The organism is Bradyrhizobium sp. 197 (assembly GCF_023073375.1).
Lineage (GTDB): Bacteria > Pseudomonadota > Alphaproteobacteria > Rhizobiales > Xanthobacteraceae > Bradyrhizobium.
The window spans coordinates 68,986-85,439 of the sequence record NZ_JADPJJ010000165.1 but is presented as its reverse complement, the minus strand read 5'-3'; the positions used below and the strand labels follow the sequence as shown (position 1 = coordinate 85,439).

The following is a 16,454-nucleotide window of genomic DNA, read 5'->3' as shown; positions in this document are numbered from 1 at the left end:
GACAGCTCCGCAGCAATTTCATGACATCGGGCTGGAGGCTCGCCGGAACGTCGCGGCAACCACAACGTCGCCTTGTGAGCGGCGTGCCAAGCGACGCGCTGCCCGCGCGTCGCTTGGCCACGGCCCGTTTCCTTCCGCGCTACATCGACTTGACGATGCTTTCGGTGACCTTCTTGGCGTCGCCGAGCAGCATCATGGTGTTGTCCCGGTAGAACAGCGGATTGTCGATGCCGGCATAGCCCGAAGCAAGCGAGCGCTTGATGAACATCACGGTGCCGGCCTTCCAGACCTGGAGCACCGGCATGCCGTAGATTGGCGAGGTCTTGTCGTCTTCGGCGGCCGGATTGGTAACGTCGTTGGCGCCGATCACGAAGGCGATGTCGGCCTGCGCGAACTCGGAGTTGATGTCCTCGAGCTCGAACACCTCGTCATAGGGCACGTTGGCTTCGGCAAGCAGCACGTTCATGTGGCCGGGCATGCGGCCGGCGACCGGGTGAATGGCGTATTTCACCTCGACGCCTTCCTTCTTCAGGATGTCGCCCATTTCGCGCAGCGCATGCTGGGCCTGCGCCACCGCCATGCCGTAGCCGGGCACGATGATGACCTTCTGAGCGTTCTTCATGATGAAGGCCGCGTCGTCGGCCGAGCCGAGCTTGACCGGCTTCTGCTCGCCGCCGCCGCCACCGCCGGCCGCAGCGGTCTCGCCGCCGAAGCCGCCGAGGATGACCGAGATGAAGGACCGGTTCATCGCGTGGCACATGATGTAGGACAGGATCGCGCCCGACGATCCGACCAGCGCGCCGGTGATGATCAGTGCGGAATTGCCGAGAGTGAAGCCGATGCCGGCAGCCGCCCAGCCGGAGTAGGAGTTCAGCATCGAGATCACGACCGGCATGTCGGCGCCGCCGATCGGGATGATCATGAGCACACCGAGCGCCAGCGCGATAATGACGATCAGCCAGAAGTCGAGCGCGCTGCCCGACATCACCAGGCCGACGACGAAGACGACGAGCGCGATCGCGAGCGCGATGTTGATGATGTGGCGGAACGGCAGGATGATCGGCGCACCGCTCATCCGCGCGGACAGCTTCAGGAACGCGATCACCGAACCGGTGAAGGTCAGCGCGCCGATGGCGACGCCGAGCGACATCTCGACCAGGCTCTGTGGATGGATGTTGCCGGGGGTGCCGATGTCGAAGGCTTCGGGCGCGTAGAATGCGCCGGCAGCGACGAGCACCGCGGCCATGCCGACCAGAGAGTGGAAGGCGGCGACCAGTTCCGGCATCGAGGTCATCGGCACGCGGCGGGCGATCACCGCGCCGATCGCGCCGCCAAGGGCGATACCTGATATCACGAGGATCCAGGCGACGCCGTCCGCCGGCGGATGGCTGGCGAGCGTGGTTGCGACCGCGATCCCCATGCCGATCATGCCGAACAGATTGCCCTGGCGCGACGACGCCGGGCTCGACAGCCCGCGCAGCGACAGGATGAACAGCACCCCCGCCACGAGATACAAGAATGCAGAGAGATTGGCGTTCATCTCAGGTCCCCATTGATCCCTTCAGCCCGAGGTGGCCGCTTACTTCGACTTCTTCTTGTACATCCCCAGCATGCGCTGGGTGACAAGGAAGCCGCCAAAGATGTTCACGCAGGCAAAGATGAGCGCGACGAAACCGAAGCCGCGCGCCCAGCCGGAGCCGCTCGAGATCATGCCGACGCCGACCGCCAGCAGCGCGCCGACCACGATCACCGAGGAGATCGCGTTGGTCACGCTCATCAGCGGCGTATGCAGCGCCGGGGTCACCGACCACACCACGAAATAGCCGACAAAGACGGCGAGAACGAAAATCGACAGCCGGAAGACGAAGGGGTCAACGACCTGTGCAACATGCTCCATGGCGGCTCTCCTTACGCTTTCGGCTGGAAATTCGGATGAATCACGGCGCCGTCCCTGGTCAGCGCGGTCGCCTTCACGAGTTCGTCGTCCCAATTCACGGCCAGCGCCTTGTTGGTCTTGTCGAACATCGTTTCGATGAAATTGAACAAATTGCGCGCGTAGAGGCTGGAGGCCGACGCCGCGACGCGGCCGGCGACATTGGTGTAGCCGACGATCTTGATGCCATCGACGTCGGCGACTTCGCCCGGCCTTGCACCCTCGACATTGCCGCCGCGCTCGACGGCGAGATCGACCAGCACCGAACCCGGCTTCATCGACTTGACCATGTCGGCCGTGACCAGCTTCGGCGCCGGCCGGCCCGGAATCAGTGCCGTCGTGATCACGATGTCCTGCTTCTTGATGTGCTCGGCGGTCAGCGCGGCCTGCTTGGCCTGATACTCTTTCGACATTTCCTTGGCGTAGCCGCCGGCGGTCTGCGCGTTCTTGAATTCCTCGTCCTCGACGGCGAGGAATTTCGCGCCGAGCGATTCCACCTGCTCCTTGGTCGCCGGCCGCACGTCGGTCGCGGTGACGATGGCGCCGAGCCGGCGCGCGGTCGCGATCGCCTGGAGGCCGGCGACGCCGACGCCCATCACGAACACCTTGGCGGCAGGCACGGTGCCGGCCGCGGTCATCATCATCGGGAAGGCGCGGCCGAAGGCTTCGGCGCCCTCGATCACGGCACGGTAGCCGGCAAGATTAGCCTGCGAGGACAACACGTCCATTACCTGCGCGCGCGTGATGCGCGGCATCAATTCCATCGCGAAGGCAGAGACGCCGGCATCGGCGATCGTCTTCAGCGCGGCCTCATTGCCGTAGGGGTCCATGATGGCGATGACGAGCGCGCCGCGCTTGTACTGCGCCAACTCGGAGGCTTCAGGGCGCCTCACCTTAATGATGATGTCGGCGTCCTTCAGCGCGTCGGCGCTGACGATGGCCCCCACGGCGGTGAATTCGGAATCCGGCAGGCCCGACTTGAGGCCGGCGCCCGGCTCAACGGCGATCTCGGCACCCAACGCCTTGAACTTCTTCACCGTATCCGGCGAAGCGGCAACGCGCGGCTCCGACGGATCGATTTCCTTGGCAACGGCGATCTTCATAGGCCCTCCGGCGACGCGGGAAAAGCGCGCACGCGAACTTAGCGTTACTCCCGCAACGTTGGATACCGGTTTTGGAACCGGATTGTGTGCAAATTTTATGAGCAGCCGCCGGCGCTGGCGGATGCAGCCGGCGATAGTCAGGTCAGGAAGATCGCCATCAGGATCACGATGAGCGCGACCGAGATCGTGCCGTACTTCACCAGCTTGATGAAGCCCTCGTAGGTCTGCTCGTGGGCAACGTAGTCGTTGCCGTCGGCGGTGCTGTACGCCACTTCGCTATGATCAGCCATCAATTGTCCCCAGTCGAAAGTCGAATTCATCGTTGGGATACCGCAAACTTTCGGGCAGGGCAACGGCAGGCAGGCGCGGTTTTCCGGCAAATCAGGTCATTTGGAATCCAGATTATCGCGGATCCAGCGGACGAGGCTCTGCTGGCTGACTTCACCGGCGGCGAGCGCAAGGATGATGGTTGTCGCTTCCGCGGGATCGGGACTGAAGGTCACTCCGTTCTTGTGAAGAAAGACCATCATCGCCAGGAACGCGATGCGCTTGTTTCCGTCGACAAATGCGTGATTTTTCGCGAGACCGAATGCATAGGCCGCAGCGAGTTCATCGAGCGACGCCTGTTCGTAGCGCCACTTGTTGATCGGCCGATCGAGTGCCGATCGCAGCATACCTTCATCGCGCAATCCCGGCGCGCCGCCGAAGCGGCGGAGTTGCCGGCCGTGAATTGCGACAGCCTGCTCGTAGGTGATCCAGAGCGGCTCTTCGGGCTCGCTCATTTGACCCCCCTACTTTGCTAGTGCGGCAAGGGTGTCCCGGTACTTGTCCATGAGGTCGTCGGCGATTTCCATCGTCCGCCCGAAATCGGGATCATAGGGCAGCAGTTGGAAACCACCGCCCGGCAATTCCACGATGTGCAGTTGCTGTCCGCGCTTGAGGTCAAGTCGCTGCATCAGCTCGCGCGGAAGCAGCAGTCCATCTGAATTACCGATCTTCTTGATCTCGATCTTCATGGTCGTCCCACCGTACTGCGTTATACAATTGTATAACGCAGTACGGGTCGCGGTTCAACAAATGTTTTACATCGACCCTAGAGGCTCCTTACGCCTCAGCCCATTGCTTCCAGCTCGTCGATCATGCCGGCGATGACCGAGAGGCCGCCGTCCCAGAACTTCGGGTCCTTGGCATCGAGCCCGAACGGCCGTAGCAGCTCGGAATAATGCTTGGTGCCGCCGGCGGCGAGCATGTCGAGATAGCGCTCGGCAAAGCCCTCGGCGGCGTTCTCGTAGACGGCGTAGAGCGAGTTCACGAGGCAATCGCCGAACGCGTAGGCGTAGACGTAGAACGGCGAATGGATGAAGTGCGGGATGTACATCCAGTAGTTCTCGTAGCCCGCCTTGATCTCGATTGCCGGCCCCAGGCTCTCGCCTTGCACCGACAGCCAGATCTCGCCGAGCCGCGTCGCGGTGAGCTCGCCGTTCTTGCGCTCGGTGTGGACCGCGCGCTCGAACGAATAGAACGCGATCTGCCGCACCACGGTGTTGATCATGTCCTCGACCTTGCCAGCGAGCAGCGCCTGGCGCTGCTTTGGGTTCTTGGTCTGCGCCAGCAGCCGCCGGAAGGTCAGCATCTCGCCGAACACGCTTGCGGTCTCCGCCAGCGTCAGCGGCGTCGGCGCCATCAGCGCGCCGTTCCTGGCTGCCAGCACCTGATGCACGCCGTGGCCGAGCTCATGGGCGAGCGTCATCACGTCGCGCGGCTTGCCCTGGTAGTTCATCAGTACGTAAGGGTGCGCCGACGGCGTGGTCGGATGCGAGAACGCGCCCGGTGCCTTGCCCGGGCGTACCGGCGCGTCGATCCAGCGATCGGTGAAGAAGCGCTCGGCGATATCAGCCATTTCAGGCGAGAAGCCACGATAGGCCGTCAGCACCATGTTCCGCGCGTCGGGCCAGCCGATGACGCCGGTCGCCGCGAAAGGCAGCGGCGCATTGCGGTCCCAGGAAGCCAGGCGCTTCTTGCCGAACCAGCGTGCCTTCAGCGCGTAATAGCGATGCGACAATTTTGGATAGGCCGCGCGCACCGAGGCGACCAGCGCATCCACCACCTCGCGTTCGACGCGGTTGTTCAAATGGCGGGAATCCGCGACGTCCTTGAAGCCGCGCCAGCTGTCGGAGATGTCCTTGTCCTTAGCCAGCGTGTTGGTGATCAGCGCAAAGATGCGCTCATTGGCCTTGAAGGTCTTTGCGAGCGCCTCGGCCGCGGTCTTGCGCTTGGCGCCGTCGCGGTCCTGCAGCAGATTGAGCGTCGGCTCGATTGCGAGCTCCTTGATCCCGACCTTGAAACGCAGGCCCGAGATGGTCTGGTCGAACAGCCGGTTGAAGGCGGAATAGCCGGTCTGCGACTTCTCCAGAAAGAGCTGCTCGAGCTTGTCGTCAAGCTGGTACGGCTTCTCCTTGCGCAGATCCTCGATCCAGGGACGGTAGTGCGCGAGCTCGGCGGCCTGCATCGCGCGGTTCAATATATCGTCATCGACACGATTGAGCTCGAGCGCGAAGAACAGCAAATGCGTCGATGCAGCTGTCAGCCGCTCGGAAACGTCGCCGTAAAACTTTGAAATCGCAGGGTCCACGCTGTCGCCGGCATGGACGAGACCGGCGTAGGAGCCGAGACGGCCGGCGAGGTCGTCGATCGCCTCATAGCGTCGCACGGCTTCAGTGAGCCATTTTCCGCCATCTTCCTTTGCTGTTCCTGTTGCGAGCTTGCCCTTGTAGTCCGTCTCGAACGCGACGCAATCGGCATCCATCTTTGCGAGATCGCGCGCCACTTCCGGCGCATCGATCCCGGTATAGAGATCGGCGAGGTTCCACTCCGGAAGCTTGCCGGTCTTGCTCGCAGGCTTGGCGGGTGAAGACTTGGCGAGCGAGGGCTTGGCAAGCGACGGCTTGGAGGACTTGACCTTGGCTGCTGATTTCCTGGTGTTCGGCTTGCGGAGAGCGGGCTTGCTAGCGGCGGACTTCTTAACTGCAAACTTGGAGCGCGAATTCATTGTGTGGGAAACCTGTGTTCAACAATCGCGACAGCGGGCGGGGGCATCAAGGTTTAAGAGTGCGTTAATCGGCTTCGGCCAGAGTGCCCCGATTCGAGACAGATAGTAGTAGCGTGCGGGGAACACCATGGCTGCCAGTATTTTGATCGCCGACGACGACGCTGTAGCCCGCCGGCTGGTCGAAAACATGGTGCAGAAATGCGGCTATGAGACGATCGTCGTGGATTCCGGCGACGCCGCGATCGCCGTCCTCACCGCCCCCGATGCGCCCGTTATCGACGGCGTCATCCTCGATCTCGTAATGCCCGGCCTCGACGGCATGGGCGTGCTGGCGAAAATCCGCGAAGCGGGCCTCAGCATCCCCGTTATCGTGCAGACCGCCCATGGCGGCATCGACAACGTGATCTCGGCAATGCGCGCGGGCGCGGCCGATTTCGTGGTCAAGCCGGTCGGCCTGGAGCGGCTCCAGGTCTCTCTTCGCAACGCGCTCAATTCGTCCGCGCTCAAGGGCGAATTGCAGCGCATCCGTCACAGCCGCGAGGGCCGGCTGACCTTCTCCGACATCATCACCCGCGCCGAGGCGATGGCGGACGTGATGCGCGCAGCGCAGAAAGCAACAAACTCCTCGATCCCCGTGCTGATCGAAGGCGAGTCCGGCGTCGGCAAGGAGATGTTCGCGCGCGCCATCCATGGCAGCGGCGAGCGCAAGGCAAAACCGTTCGTCGCAGTCAATTGCGGCGCGATCCCCGACAACCTCGTTGAGTCCATCCTGTTCGGTCACGAGAAGGGTGCCTTCACCGGCGCCACCGAACGCCACACCGGCAAGTTCGTCGAAGCCCATGGCGGCACGCTGTTCCTGGACGAGGTCAGCGAGCTGCCGCTGACCGCGCAGGTCAAGCTGCTCCGCGCGCTGCAGGAAGGCGCGGTCGAGGCGGTCGGCGGCCGCAAACCCGTGAAGGTCGACGTCCGCATCATCTCGGCGACCAACCGCAGGCTGCTGGAGCGGGTCAAGCAGGGACACTTCCGGGAAGATTTGTTCTATCGCCTTCACGTCCTGCCGCTGACGATCCCCTCGCTGCGCTCCCGGCGCGAGGACATCCCGCATCTGCTCAGGCATTTCCTGGCGCGCTTTGCCGCCGAGGAAAACCGCTCCATCACCGGCATCAGCGGCGAGGCCGTTGCGCACCTCGCCCAGCTCGATTGGCCCGGCAACATCCGCCAGCTCGAAAACGCGGTCTACCGCGCCGTGGTGATGAGCGAGGGCGACCAGCTTGGCCTTGACGACTTCCCCCTGCTCGCCTCGCAGCCGCATCCGGGAACAGACATTCCGACCGCGCCGCTGATGCTGGAGCCGATGGCGGCCCCCTCCCTCGTGTCGGGTAATGAAATACCGATCGCGCCGCTGCCCCTGGCGGGTGCCCTCTCCATGCTGACCGCGACCGGCGAGGTCCGACCGCTGGAGGACATCGAGAACGAGATCATCCGCTTCGCGATCTCCCATTACCGCGGACAGATGTCCGAGGTCGCCCGCCGCCTCAAAATCGGCCGGTCCACCCTCTACCGCAAACTCGACGAAGCCGGGGTTCCCGGCCATGGCGGCAAAAGCGGTGAGGAGACGCACTGAGCCTGACGCGAACGGGGGTTCGTGCGGGCGGCGCGAGACGACTGTAAGCCGTTCGCATGACGATGGAATTCGACTGCACGGTGAACCGTGACTTGGAAGTGACAGACACAGGGAAAAGCGCGTGGCAGAAGCGCACAATCCGTTGCCAAAAGGCTTCCTTGAAGTCAGTTTGTCGTGAGTTGTCCCGGGTAGCGCTGGCTGCGAAATCGGGGCCTGTATATCGTCTGCGTAAGAATCGTTGCGTGCAGGCGTGCAACTTTCGAGAGGCCGGCGCGGTTTAGCCGAAGCTCATTAGGCGATAACAAAGCTGTTCCACGAGGGACAGCTCACCCGAGGGGTGCGACACAATGCGTGACTGTTTGAACCACCGTGCAGGCTTTGACCGTGTCTTGATGACGGTCGCTGCGACCTTCCTCACGGTATCGGCCAGCTCAGCCTTGGCGCAGGATCAGGCGCGCAGCAGCGCTGCCGAGCTTGCGATCGAAGCTGCGATCCCGCGCCCCGAACCCGCAAACGTCCCGCCCCCGACCGCATCCGACATCAAGCTCGACACCACCGCCGCTATTCAGGAACCGGCCAAGGAGGCCGTGAAGGCCGAAGCTGCACCGGCCCCCGACAAGGACAAGGTTGAGAGCAAGCCTTCCGATGTCGCCGCCACGCCCCCGCCAGAGGCGCCGAAGAGCGAGACGGCCAAGTCTGAACCCGCGAAGTCTGAACCCGCGAAGACTGAACCCGTCAAGGCCGACACCGCAACCGCAACGCCGACCGCTCCCTCGGCACCTGCGGTCGCAGCAACCCCGGCCTCAGAGCCGGTGAAGGCCGCGAGCAACGTTCCCGCCGCCGATCAGCCGGTCGCCGACAAGCTCAAGGACATCATCGGCGCTAAGACCTCGCGCCATTTTGACCGCAAGAACGAGCGCGCGGCGATCGAGAAGTTTTACGGTGCACGCGACTTCGCGCCGGTCTGGACCCTGGGCGGCAGCCTGACCCCTGCAGCCAAGGGCGTGATCGCACGGCTGAAGGATGCGGCGTCCGACGGTCTCAATCCCGCCGATTACCAGCTGCCGGATTTTGCCGCCGCCACGACGCCCGATGCACTCGCCGATGCCGAGCTCAAGCTCACCGCCAGCATGTTCGACTATGCGCGCCAGGCCCAGAGCGGCCGCATGCACTGGTCGCAGGTCAGCGGCGACATCCTCTATCCGGAGCACCCGACCGATCCGAGCGACGTGCTCGCCAAGGTCACGAGCGCGACCGATGCCTCCGCAGCCCTCGACAGCTATAACCCGCCGCAGAAGCTCTACAAGGAGCTGAAGGCGAAGCTCGCGGAGCTCCGCGGCCAGGGCAACGGCCCGGTGATCGAGATCGCCGACGGTCCGGCGCTGAAGTACACCCCGGCCGGCAAGAAGCGGGCTGAAATCGTCGTTGAAGATCCGCGCGTGCCGCAGCTGCGCGCCAAGCTCGGCCTCGCCGAGAACGCCAGCGACACCCGCTATGACGCTGCGGTCGCCGAAGCCGTGCGCAAATTCCAGAACGGCGCCGAGATCAAGGCGACTGGCATCCTCGATGACAAGACGGTCAAGGCGATCAACACGCCGAAGCGCGACAAGCAGATCGACGTGGTGCTGGTGAATATGGAGCGCTGGCGCTGGCTGCCGCGCGACCTCGGCGTTCCCGCGCTGGGCGACGCCTATGTCATCCTCAACATCCCCGACTACACGCTGAAGGTGATGCAGCGCGGACAGCAGGTCTGGACCACCCGCGTCGTCACCGGCAAGCCGGGCACGCATGCGACCCCGCTGCTCACCGAGACGATGAAGTACATCACGGTCAATCCGACCTGGAACGTGCCGCCGTCGATCGTCTACAACGAATATTTGCCGGCGCTTCAGCAGGACCCGACCGTGCTCCAGCGCATGGGTCTCAAGCTCGAACAGAACCGCGACGGCTCGGTGCACATCTCGCAGCCGCCGGGTGAAGCCAACGCGCTCGGCCGCATCCGCTTCAACTTCCCGAACAAGTTCCTTGTTTATCAGCACGACACGCCGGACAAGAACCTGTTCACCAGGGACGAGCGTGCCTTCAGCCATGGCTGCATGCGCGTGCAGAACCCGGATCAGTACGCCTCCATCCTGCTCAACATCGCGCTGCCGAACGAGAAGTACACGCCGGAGCGCGTGCGCAGCATGTACGGCAAGGGCGAAGTCGACTTGAAATTCCCGACCCCGATCCCGGTCAACATCACCTACCAGACCGCATTCGTGGACGATGGCGGCAAGCTGCAATTCCGCAAGGACGTCTATGGCCGCGACGCGACCATGATCAACATCCTGAAGAACGGCCGCGGCAAGGATCTCGAGAACGTCGTCGCGCATTCCCAGCCGAGCTATTCACGCCCGGCAACGACGCTGCCGAACGGCGTGTTGGCGGCCAACAATGGCGGCTCGTCCGGCCTGAATTTCTTCGAGCGGCTGTTCGGAGCTCCGACTCCGCCGCCGGCTCCGGTCGGTCGCCGACCGCAGCAGCAGCGGGTATTCACCCGCTGAGACCGGCCCAGACTGGGGCCTAACTCCTGAAATTCTGCAACAAAATCAGCGACCTCATTCTCTGGATGGGATCGCTTAACGTTAACCATTCTCCACCCGACCTCAGGCAGCGGGCGTTTTTTTGCCACACTCACCCGGTTAGGATTGTAGTCTGACTTGGTTTGGGGGCAGGAAGGTCAACCTCAAGTTAACCTTCTCGCTTTAAGAAAGCGTTCACCCTCTTTCGCGTGCTAACGGGGTTAGCGGGAGAGTCCATTTTGAACGCTGGTCGACTGGGTGGGCTCTAACGTGCTGACTGGTATCGCACGCCAATTCGCTGCGCTGTCGTTGTCCCATGCGGGAGTGAAGGCCGGCTCTCGGATCGGCCTCGCTGCCGTATTGCTGCTTGCTGCCGCAGGTTCAGTTCACAATGCGGCCGCGCTGAACGAGACCAAGACGCTCTCCTTCCACCACACCCATTCCGGCGAAGACCTTACCGTCACCTTCAAGCGCGACGGGCGTTACGACGAAGCGGCGCTGAAGCAGCTCAACCATTTCCTGCGCGACTGGCGGACCCAGGACGAGACGGTCATGGACCGTCACCTCTTCGACATCCTCTGGGAAGTGTATCGCGACGTCGATGCCAAGCAGCCGATCCAGATCATCTCCTCCTACCGCTCGCCCGCCACCAACGCCATGCTCCGCCGCCGCTCCTCCGGGGTGGCGCGCTTCAGCCAGCACATGCTGGGACATGCGATGGACTTCCACATTCCGGGCGTGCCGCTGGAGCAGATCCGCTTTGCCGGCCTGCGCCTCCAGCGCGGCGGCGTCGGCTTCTATCCGACCTCCGGTTCGCCCTTCGTGCATCTGGACACCGGCAGCATCCGGCACTGGCCGCGCATGACGCATGACCAGCTCGCCCGCGTCTTCCCGGACGGCCGCACCGTCCATGTGCCGACCGACGGCACGCCGCTGAAGGGTTATGAGCTCGCCAAGGCCGACATCGAGCGCCGCGGAAGCGGCGACGACGCCGGCGGCAGCAAGCCGAATTTCTTTGTCGCATTGTTCAAGGGCAAGCCGGCCCCGGCCGCCACGAGCAGCGACGAGGATGACGAGGGCGCGCCCGCCCCGGCCGCGAAGCCCGCCGCGCCGACCGTGGTCGCCTCCGCAGTCAAGCCGGCCGATCCGGTGCCGACGCCGCGCGCCAAGCCGTCGATCGCAGCGACGTTCCAGCTCGCTTCGGCCGATGCGCAGCTCCTGGCGCCGCCCAAGCCGAAGCCCGCGCCCGTGGTTGAAAAGCCGGCCACCGGCAAATCTGCCGACGCAAAGCTCGAGACCCCGGCCGACATCATCAACGCCCGCGGCTTCTGGGACGCCCCGGCCACGCCGCAACAGGCAACGCCGGCCCAAGTGGCTGCGCTGAAAGCCCGCCAGGCACTTGCAGCTGCCACCGATCCGCAGCCGACCGCGAGCGTCTCCAACGCCGCCTATCAGGCGCTGGCCTATGCGCCGGCGTCCGCGGCGCCGGTCGACCGCGCCAACGTCGTCGCCGCCTCCGCACCGATCCCGCGCTCCGCCCGTCCCGCCTCCGCGGCGCGCAACCTAGCGCCCGCGACCGAGATCAACACGGTTGTCGGCAAGCGCATCGATGGCATGGTCGCGACCGCGACCCGGCTCTCCGCCGCCAAGGGCGAAAGCATCTGGCTCAAGATCGTGATGCTGTCGCCGAGCGCCAGCCGTGCGATGTCGGTCACGCTGATGGGCGAGCTCGACATGGCCGCAATGCGCGCCTACTTCGTCAAGCCGCAGGCCGTGATCGCCATGGGTTTTGCCGACGATCCGATGCAAGGCCTGTCCTGCGACAGCTTTACGGGCAGTGCGACCGCGAAACTCGAGACGACATCATTCGTGGTCCGCACCGCCTCGCTGCGCTGAGATCTTTCCCCTCACACAGTTCGGATTTTCAAAATCTTGGTGCACATCTGCACTAAGGAGGATTCCTCCACTTCCAACGGGTAATCACCCGGTATCGCTGCGCATTCCAAACGCGCATTGTGGCCTTCGCGCTTGCCTTGTGCCGGTGTTTCCCGCGTTTCCGAAGTGGCCGCGTGACGCGGATTCTATACACGAGCTCGGATCCAAAATACGAAGGCAGCGGCTGCCATGAGCCCGGCGGCGACTATTGAGTACGAGCTTGCTGCAGGTCTCGAGGAAATGTCGCTACAGCGAAGTAGGAGCGTGCGATGTCAGTTCCATGCAGGTCTGAGCTCAGCCTTCTGAACCCCGACGAGCGCGAAGTCATATTGAATACGCACCATCCAATGGTTGGAGAGATGGAGCGCGAAGGACTTGAGGGCCTTCGCGCCCGCCTTCGGGATCTGCGTGACAGGGAGCGTACATTGTCGCGGCATCGACGCCGCGAAACAAAGGGAACGGCCGACCCCCGCGGCAAGAGTTTCTCCGGAACGACAGAGCACGCAAATCGGCGCCAATCGGTTTTCGCTGCTGCCACTAAGCGCGTTAAGAACGAGCTGAGGCGCATCCGAAAGTTTGAAGCACGACGGGAACTCGGGGAAGCGGCGAGACGGGCGTTGGCACTCCGTCGGGCACGTCAGTTTTCTCGACCGCAGACAACTCCAACTTCGCATGACGGCATGCGGTCCATCCCAAGCCGTCACCGGATCAAGAAACTTCCACCGGAAACAATCGGAAGAGTCTCGCAGGCCAACAAGCGGGCGCAGGCCCGACGAGACTCCCAACGCAGGCGCGGCAATTGAGACGGAGACCGACAATCCTGCGGATTGAGGCTGCGTGCCAGCAGCAACCGCGTTGCCCCCAGCGCAATCCGGGAATGCAACGCTCGCTGCGAGATCCCGGATTTCGCGGAGCTTGTCATCGGGCGCCGCTTCGCGCCGACCGTTGAGTCCATCCGGACTACAAGTCCGCGGTTTCTATCTGGCTTTCCTGGCCCGGCGATCCAGATGATACGTCAACGCCAGCGACAGGCAGACGGATAGCGGCCGCTTCAGCAGCGCGCCCGACACCGGCAACAGCAAAGCCCTGGTTTGCCGATACTCGAACTGATCGGCAAAGCGCTCGCGGAACGTATCGATCAGCGTCGTCTTGCAGTTGAACAAGATGGCGGCGTGCTCGGACTCTTTAATGCGCCCGAGCCGGATCGTGCTGCCGCTGCCGGTCTCGTCGGTCAGATAAGCAGGCTCCCCCCATTTGAGGGTTTCGCTGAGCCGACCGACCTCCTCTTGCGCCGCGGCGGTCGCGAAGATCAGCGCACGCACCTGGAGCAGCCGCTTGCTGATCGGCGCCGGGAAGGCGTCGAAGGCACGGCTCACCTCGCGCGGCAGCGTCGGAGCAGTCACAGTTTCACCCTCGATGGATCACCAATCGGTCTCCGCTGTGCCCCAGATCAAGCCGGCAGGCCTGCCCGGAGAAGGCCCGCCTGATAGCGCTGACGATCAACGTCTCGCTTATAATGCTGGGTAGAGAGATGATTGGCCACCGAAAATGCCGGTTCACGCTTGAGAACTTCGACCGCGTGCGCGCCAGCAGCAATCGCGTTGCCCATTTGCGCGAAGATCCCCGCAAGGAACGCGTGATGGGTGTGATCGGGGCGTGTGATCCGTGAGAAGGCCTCGGCGGCTTCGGCGTATTTCTCGGCACAATAATAGGCGCGCCCGAGATGGCTCCAGAAGCGTTCCGGGTGATACGGGTTGAGCCGCATCGCCTTCTTGATCCAGTCGATGCCCTCTTCAGGCCGGCCCAGCCAGGTCAGCAGTTCGCCCTGCTGCACCACCACAAGATCGTAGTTCGGGTTGAGCGCGAGCGCCCGCTCCTGATGGTAGGTGGCCCTGTCATGGTCGTCGCGGTTCAGATTGAGCGCCGCGAGGATGCGGTGAACGTCGCTGTCATTGTCGTCGAGGCCCAGCGCGGTCTCCAGCTCTGAAGCCACCTGTTGGAAGGTGGCGTCGCGATCCGCGCACCAGCTATAGACCCAAGTCTGGCCCAGGACGCACGCTTTCCACGCGTGTGCGTGAGCATAGTTTGCATCGAGTTCGAGCGCCCGGTCGAGCAGAAGTTGCGCCCGCGCATTGTCTTCGCGATTGGAGCGATGGTGTAAGACCTTGGCGGCCAGCACGCATTCATAAGCCGCCATGTTGTCCGTGGGCTTGCGATTCGCCCGATCGTGCGTCGCCGCCTCGACGCGGCCGGGCAACGTGGCGGCGATCGCCCGGGTCATCTCGTCCTGGATGGCGAAGATGTCCATGAGCTCGCCGTCGTAGCGTTCGGCCCAAATGTGCCGGTCGGTTTCCGCATCGATCAGCTGCACGGTGACGCGGACGCGACCTCCGGCCTTTCGCACACTGCCCTCGATGACATAATCGACGCCGAATTCGCGGCCGACGTCCTGCACCTTGACCGCCTTGCCCTTGTACACGAAGGTCGAGTTGCGGGAGATCACCAACAGGTCGTGGAAGCGTGAAAGCTCGGTAATGATGTCTTCGGTCAGACCATCCGCAAAGAACTCCTGCTCCGGGTCGCCACTCATGTTGGCGAAGGGCAGCACGGCAATGGATGGCTTCTTCGACTTGTCCGTCGCCTTTGCAGTGCCCTTCGTGCCGTCTGATGCGCTTGCCGGACTCTCCAGTCGAATCCGGTAGACGCGGATTGGACGGACGATGTTCTTGACGTTCTGCTCGCCGATATCCTCGAATGCAACACCATCAAGGCGCAGGCCGAGCTGGTCGCGCACCGCGCTCGAGATGCAGATACCTCCGGGCTCGGCCAGTGCCTCCAACCGTGCCGCGACGTTGACGCCGTCGCCGAAAATGTCGTTCTGGTCGACGATCACGTCGCCCAGATTGATACCGATGCGGAATTGCATCCATCGCGGCGGCGGGACGTCGGCATTGCGTCGCCCCATCCGGCTCTGAATCTCAGCAGCGCACAGCACGGCGTCGACGACGCTATGGAATTCGACGAGCATGCCGTCGCCCGTCGTTTTGATGATGCGGCCGTGATTTTTGGCAATGGCCGGATCGATGAGCTCGATCCGGTGGGTCTTGAGGCGTGCGAGCGTACCAGCCTCGTCCACCTCCATGAGCCGACTAAAGCCGACCATGTCAGCCGCGAGGACCGCTGCGAGTCTGCGCTCAGGTCCAGGCACATCCATTGCTCGGTCCCTTCGCCGAGCACTCTAGCAGACGAGCGGATTTTGCCCAAGCTGGGTGCGCTGCAAATTGGGGCGGGACGAGGTACCCCGACTGGTGGCGCCGCGGCCTCATCGGCTCAGATCATCCCCAGCGCCTGCATGTAGGTCTCAAGGATCGTCTCGGCCTCGGCGCGCTCGTTCGGGTCCTGCTTGCGCATCCGCACGATGGCGCGCAGTGCCTTGACGTCGTAGCCATTGCCCTTGCTCTCGGCATAGACGTCGCGGATGTCGTCGGAGATCGCCTTCTTCTCTTCCTCCAGCCGCTCGATGCGCTCGATGATGGATTTGAGCTGGTCCTTGGCAAATTTCGTCGCGGGTTCGTCGTCGCGGACGGCGGCGGTGGTGGCCATCTTGGTACTCCAAATGGAACTGGCAAAACGAGGTGACGCCGGCATCCTCACCGCGCGTGCTGGTTAGACCCTTAGGGTCCGTACCTCTCGCGTTCAAGGCAGCATCGCGCTCGTCCACAGCGCGCCCACACCTTCCTGCGGCGTATCGAAGAAAGCTGTTGTGTGATGCGACTCAGGGGCGGCGTGTCGGCCCGGCCGAGGACGCGGCCGTTCAGTGCCCAGGATGAACCTTCTTCATGGCCTCGAGTTGCTCGGGCGTGGCCCCGCCCTGGTATTTCGACTTCCAGGTCTCGTAGGGCATGCCGTAGACGGCTTCCCGGCTCTCGTCCTTGCTCAAGGCGACGCCTTGGGCGTCGGCGGCGTCCTTGAGCCAGTTAGACAGGCAGTTGCGGCAGAAGCCCGCGAGATTCATCAAGTCGATGTTCTGGACGTCCGTCCGCGTCTTCAAATGATCGACCAGGCGCCGGAAAGCGGCGGCCTCGAGCTCCGTTCTGGTTTTGTCGTCGATTGCCATGGCTGGATCCCCTCGGCTTGCGAATTGGCTCTGACCCGGATGGGGTCACCCTTACGAGATCAGGTGGGCCCTGTCACAGATTTTGCCATATCGCGGCGCAAACGGGCGCCAAGCTGGCTTCGGGCCGTT

Annotated in this window: 14 protein-coding genes; 3 read left to right on the top strand and 11 right to left on the bottom strand. The window is 63.5% G+C overall.

The window, feature by feature from the left end; all coding sequences use genetic code 11:
* Nucleotides 1-139 precede the first annotated feature (139 nt).
* From IVB27_RS36590 to IVB27_RS36560, 7 genes are all read right to left on the bottom strand, one after another.
* Nucleotides 140-1,540 carry an NAD(P)(+) transhydrogenase (Re/Si-specific) subunit beta gene (locus IVB27_RS36590; RefSeq protein ID WP_247343107.1) on the bottom strand — a complete coding sequence of 467 codons (1,401 nt, stop codon included), beginning with the start codon at nt 1,538-1,540 and terminating at the stop codon, nt 140-142.
* 39 nt (nt 1,541-1,579) lie between these two features.
* Nucleotides 1,580-1,897 (bottom strand): proton-translocating transhydrogenase family protein, encoded by a 318-nt coding sequence (locus tag IVB27_RS36585; RefSeq protein WP_247447502.1) that lies wholly within the window; start codon nt 1,895-1,897, stop codon nt 1,580-1,582.
* Nucleotides 1,898-1,908: 11 nt separating this feature from the next.
* A complete protein-coding gene (locus IVB27_RS36580) occupies nt 1,909-3,036 on the bottom strand; it encodes a Re/Si-specific NAD(P)(+) transhydrogenase subunit alpha (RefSeq protein ID WP_247343101.1) in 1,128 nt (375 codons plus the stop codon).
* A gap of 137 nt (nt 3,037-3,173) precedes the next feature.
* Nucleotides 3,174-3,326, bottom strand: a complete 153-nt coding sequence (locus IVB27_RS36575) for an aa3-type cytochrome c oxidase subunit IV (protein WP_247343096.1) — start codon at nt 3,324-3,326, stop codon at nt 3,174-3,176.
* Between the two features lie 96 nt (nt 3,327-3,422).
* Nucleotides 3,423-3,818 (bottom strand): type II toxin-antitoxin system death-on-curing family toxin, encoded by a 396-nt coding sequence (locus IVB27_RS36570; protein ID WP_247343093.1) that lies wholly within the window; start codon nt 3,816-3,818, stop codon nt 3,423-3,425.
* Nucleotides 3,819-3,827: 9 nt separating this feature from the next.
* The gene (locus tag IVB27_RS36565; RefSeq protein ID WP_247343091.1) at nt 3,828-4,052 is read right to left on the bottom strand and encodes an AbrB/MazE/SpoVT family DNA-binding domain-containing protein; all 225 of its coding nucleotides are present in this window, start codon (nt 4,050-4,052) and stop codon (nt 3,828-3,830) included.
* A gap of 95 nt (nt 4,053-4,147) precedes the next feature.
* A complete protein-coding gene (locus IVB27_RS36560) occupies nt 4,148-6,085 on the bottom strand; it encodes a M3 family oligoendopeptidase (RefSeq protein ID WP_247447501.1) in 1,938 nt (645 codons plus the stop codon).
* A 127-nt stretch (nt 6,086-6,212) separates the two neighbouring features.
* Between IVB27_RS36560 and IVB27_RS36555 the strand changes: the two genes are divergently transcribed.
* The 3 genes from IVB27_RS36555 to mepK all read left to right on the top strand — a co-directional run bounded on the left by IVB27_RS36555 (nt 6,213) and on the right by mepK (nt 12,169).
* Nucleotides 6,213-7,709, top strand: a complete 1,497-nt coding sequence (locus IVB27_RS36555) for a sigma-54-dependent transcriptional regulator (RefSeq protein ID WP_247447500.1) — start codon at nt 6,213-6,215, stop codon at nt 7,707-7,709.
* Nucleotides 7,710-8,056: 347 nt separating this feature from the next.
* On the top strand, nt 8,057-10,255 hold the full coding sequence (locus IVB27_RS36550) for a L,D-transpeptidase family protein (protein ID WP_247447499.1): 2,199 nt from the start codon (nt 8,057-8,059) through the stop codon (nt 10,253-10,255).
* Between the two features lie 288 nt (nt 10,256-10,543).
* Entirely contained in the window at nt 10,544-12,169 is a 1,626-nt protein-coding gene (gene mepK / locus IVB27_RS36545; RefSeq protein ID WP_247447498.1) for a peptidoglycan L,D-endopeptidase MepK, read from the top strand.
* A gap of 1,016 nt (nt 12,170-13,185) precedes the next feature.
* Here mepK and IVB27_RS36540 read toward each other — a convergent pair.
* The 4 genes from IVB27_RS36540 to IVB27_RS36525 form a co-directional block, all read right to left on the bottom strand.
* Complete coding sequence (locus IVB27_RS36540) at nt 13,186-13,611, bottom strand: DUF1801 domain-containing protein (protein ID WP_247447497.1); 426 nt, start codon at nt 13,609-13,611, stop codon at nt 13,186-13,188.
* A 47-nt stretch (nt 13,612-13,658) separates the two neighbouring features.
* The gene (locus IVB27_RS36535; protein ID WP_247343074.1) at nt 13,659-15,422 is read right to left on the bottom strand and encodes an adenylate/guanylate cyclase domain-containing protein; all 1,764 of its coding nucleotides are present in this window, start codon (nt 15,420-15,422) and stop codon (nt 13,659-13,661) included.
* A 116-nt stretch (nt 15,423-15,538) separates the two neighbouring features.
* Nucleotides 15,539-15,811, bottom strand: coding sequence for a DUF2312 domain-containing protein (locus IVB27_RS36530; protein WP_247343070.1), 273 nt, complete (start codon nt 15,809-15,811; stop codon nt 15,539-15,541).
* A gap of 211 nt (nt 15,812-16,022) precedes the next feature.
* Entirely contained in the window at nt 16,023-16,325 is a 303-nt protein-coding gene (locus IVB27_RS36525) for a DUF1244 domain-containing protein (protein ID WP_247343067.1), read from the bottom strand.
* Nucleotides 16,326-16,454: the final 129 nt, after the last annotated feature.

Bases quoted from the DNA above. Each gene is read 5' to 3' on its own strand.
- IVB27_RS36590 (WP_247343107.1), bottom strand. From the start codon at position 1,540: ATGAACGCCAATCTCTCTGCATTCTTGTATCTCGTGGCGGGGGTGCTG.
- IVB27_RS36585 (WP_247447502.1), bottom strand. From the start codon at position 1,897: ATGGAGCATGTTGCACAGGTCGTTGACCCCTTCGTCTTCCGGCTGTCG.
- IVB27_RS36580 (WP_247343101.1), bottom strand. From the start codon at position 3,036: ATGAAGATCGCCGTTGCCAAGGAAATCGATCCGTCGGAGCCGCGCGTT.
- IVB27_RS36575 (WP_247343096.1), bottom strand. From the start codon at position 3,326: ATGGCTGATCATAGCGAAGTGGCGTACAGCACCGCCGACGGCAACGAC.
- IVB27_RS36570 (WP_247343093.1), bottom strand. From the start codon at position 3,818: ATGAGCGAGCCCGAAGAGCCGCTCTGGATCACCTACGAGCAGGCTGTC.
- IVB27_RS36565 (WP_247343091.1), bottom strand. From the start codon at position 4,052: ATGAAGATCGAGATCAAGAAGATCGGTAATTCAGATGGACTGCTGCTT.
- IVB27_RS36560 (WP_247447501.1), bottom strand. From the start codon at position 6,085: ATGAATTCGCGCTCCAAGTTTGCAGTTAAGAAGTCCGCCGCTAGCAAG.
- IVB27_RS36555 (WP_247447500.1), top strand. From the start codon at position 6,213: ATGGCTGCCAGTATTTTGATCGCCGACGACGACGCTGTAGCCCGCCGG.
- IVB27_RS36550 (WP_247447499.1), top strand. From the start codon at position 8,057: ATGCGTGACTGTTTGAACCACCGTGCAGGCTTTGACCGTGTCTTGATG.
- IVB27_RS36535 (WP_247343074.1), bottom strand. From the start codon at position 15,422: ATGGATGTGCCTGGACCTGAGCGCAGACTCGCAGCGGTCCTCGCGGCT.
- IVB27_RS36530 (WP_247343070.1), bottom strand. From the start codon at position 15,811: ATGGCCACCACCGCCGCCGTCCGCGACGACGAACCCGCGACGAAATTT.
- IVB27_RS36525 (WP_247343067.1), bottom strand. From the start codon at position 16,325: ATGGCAATCGACGACAAAACCAGAACGGAGCTCGAGGCCGCCGCTTTC.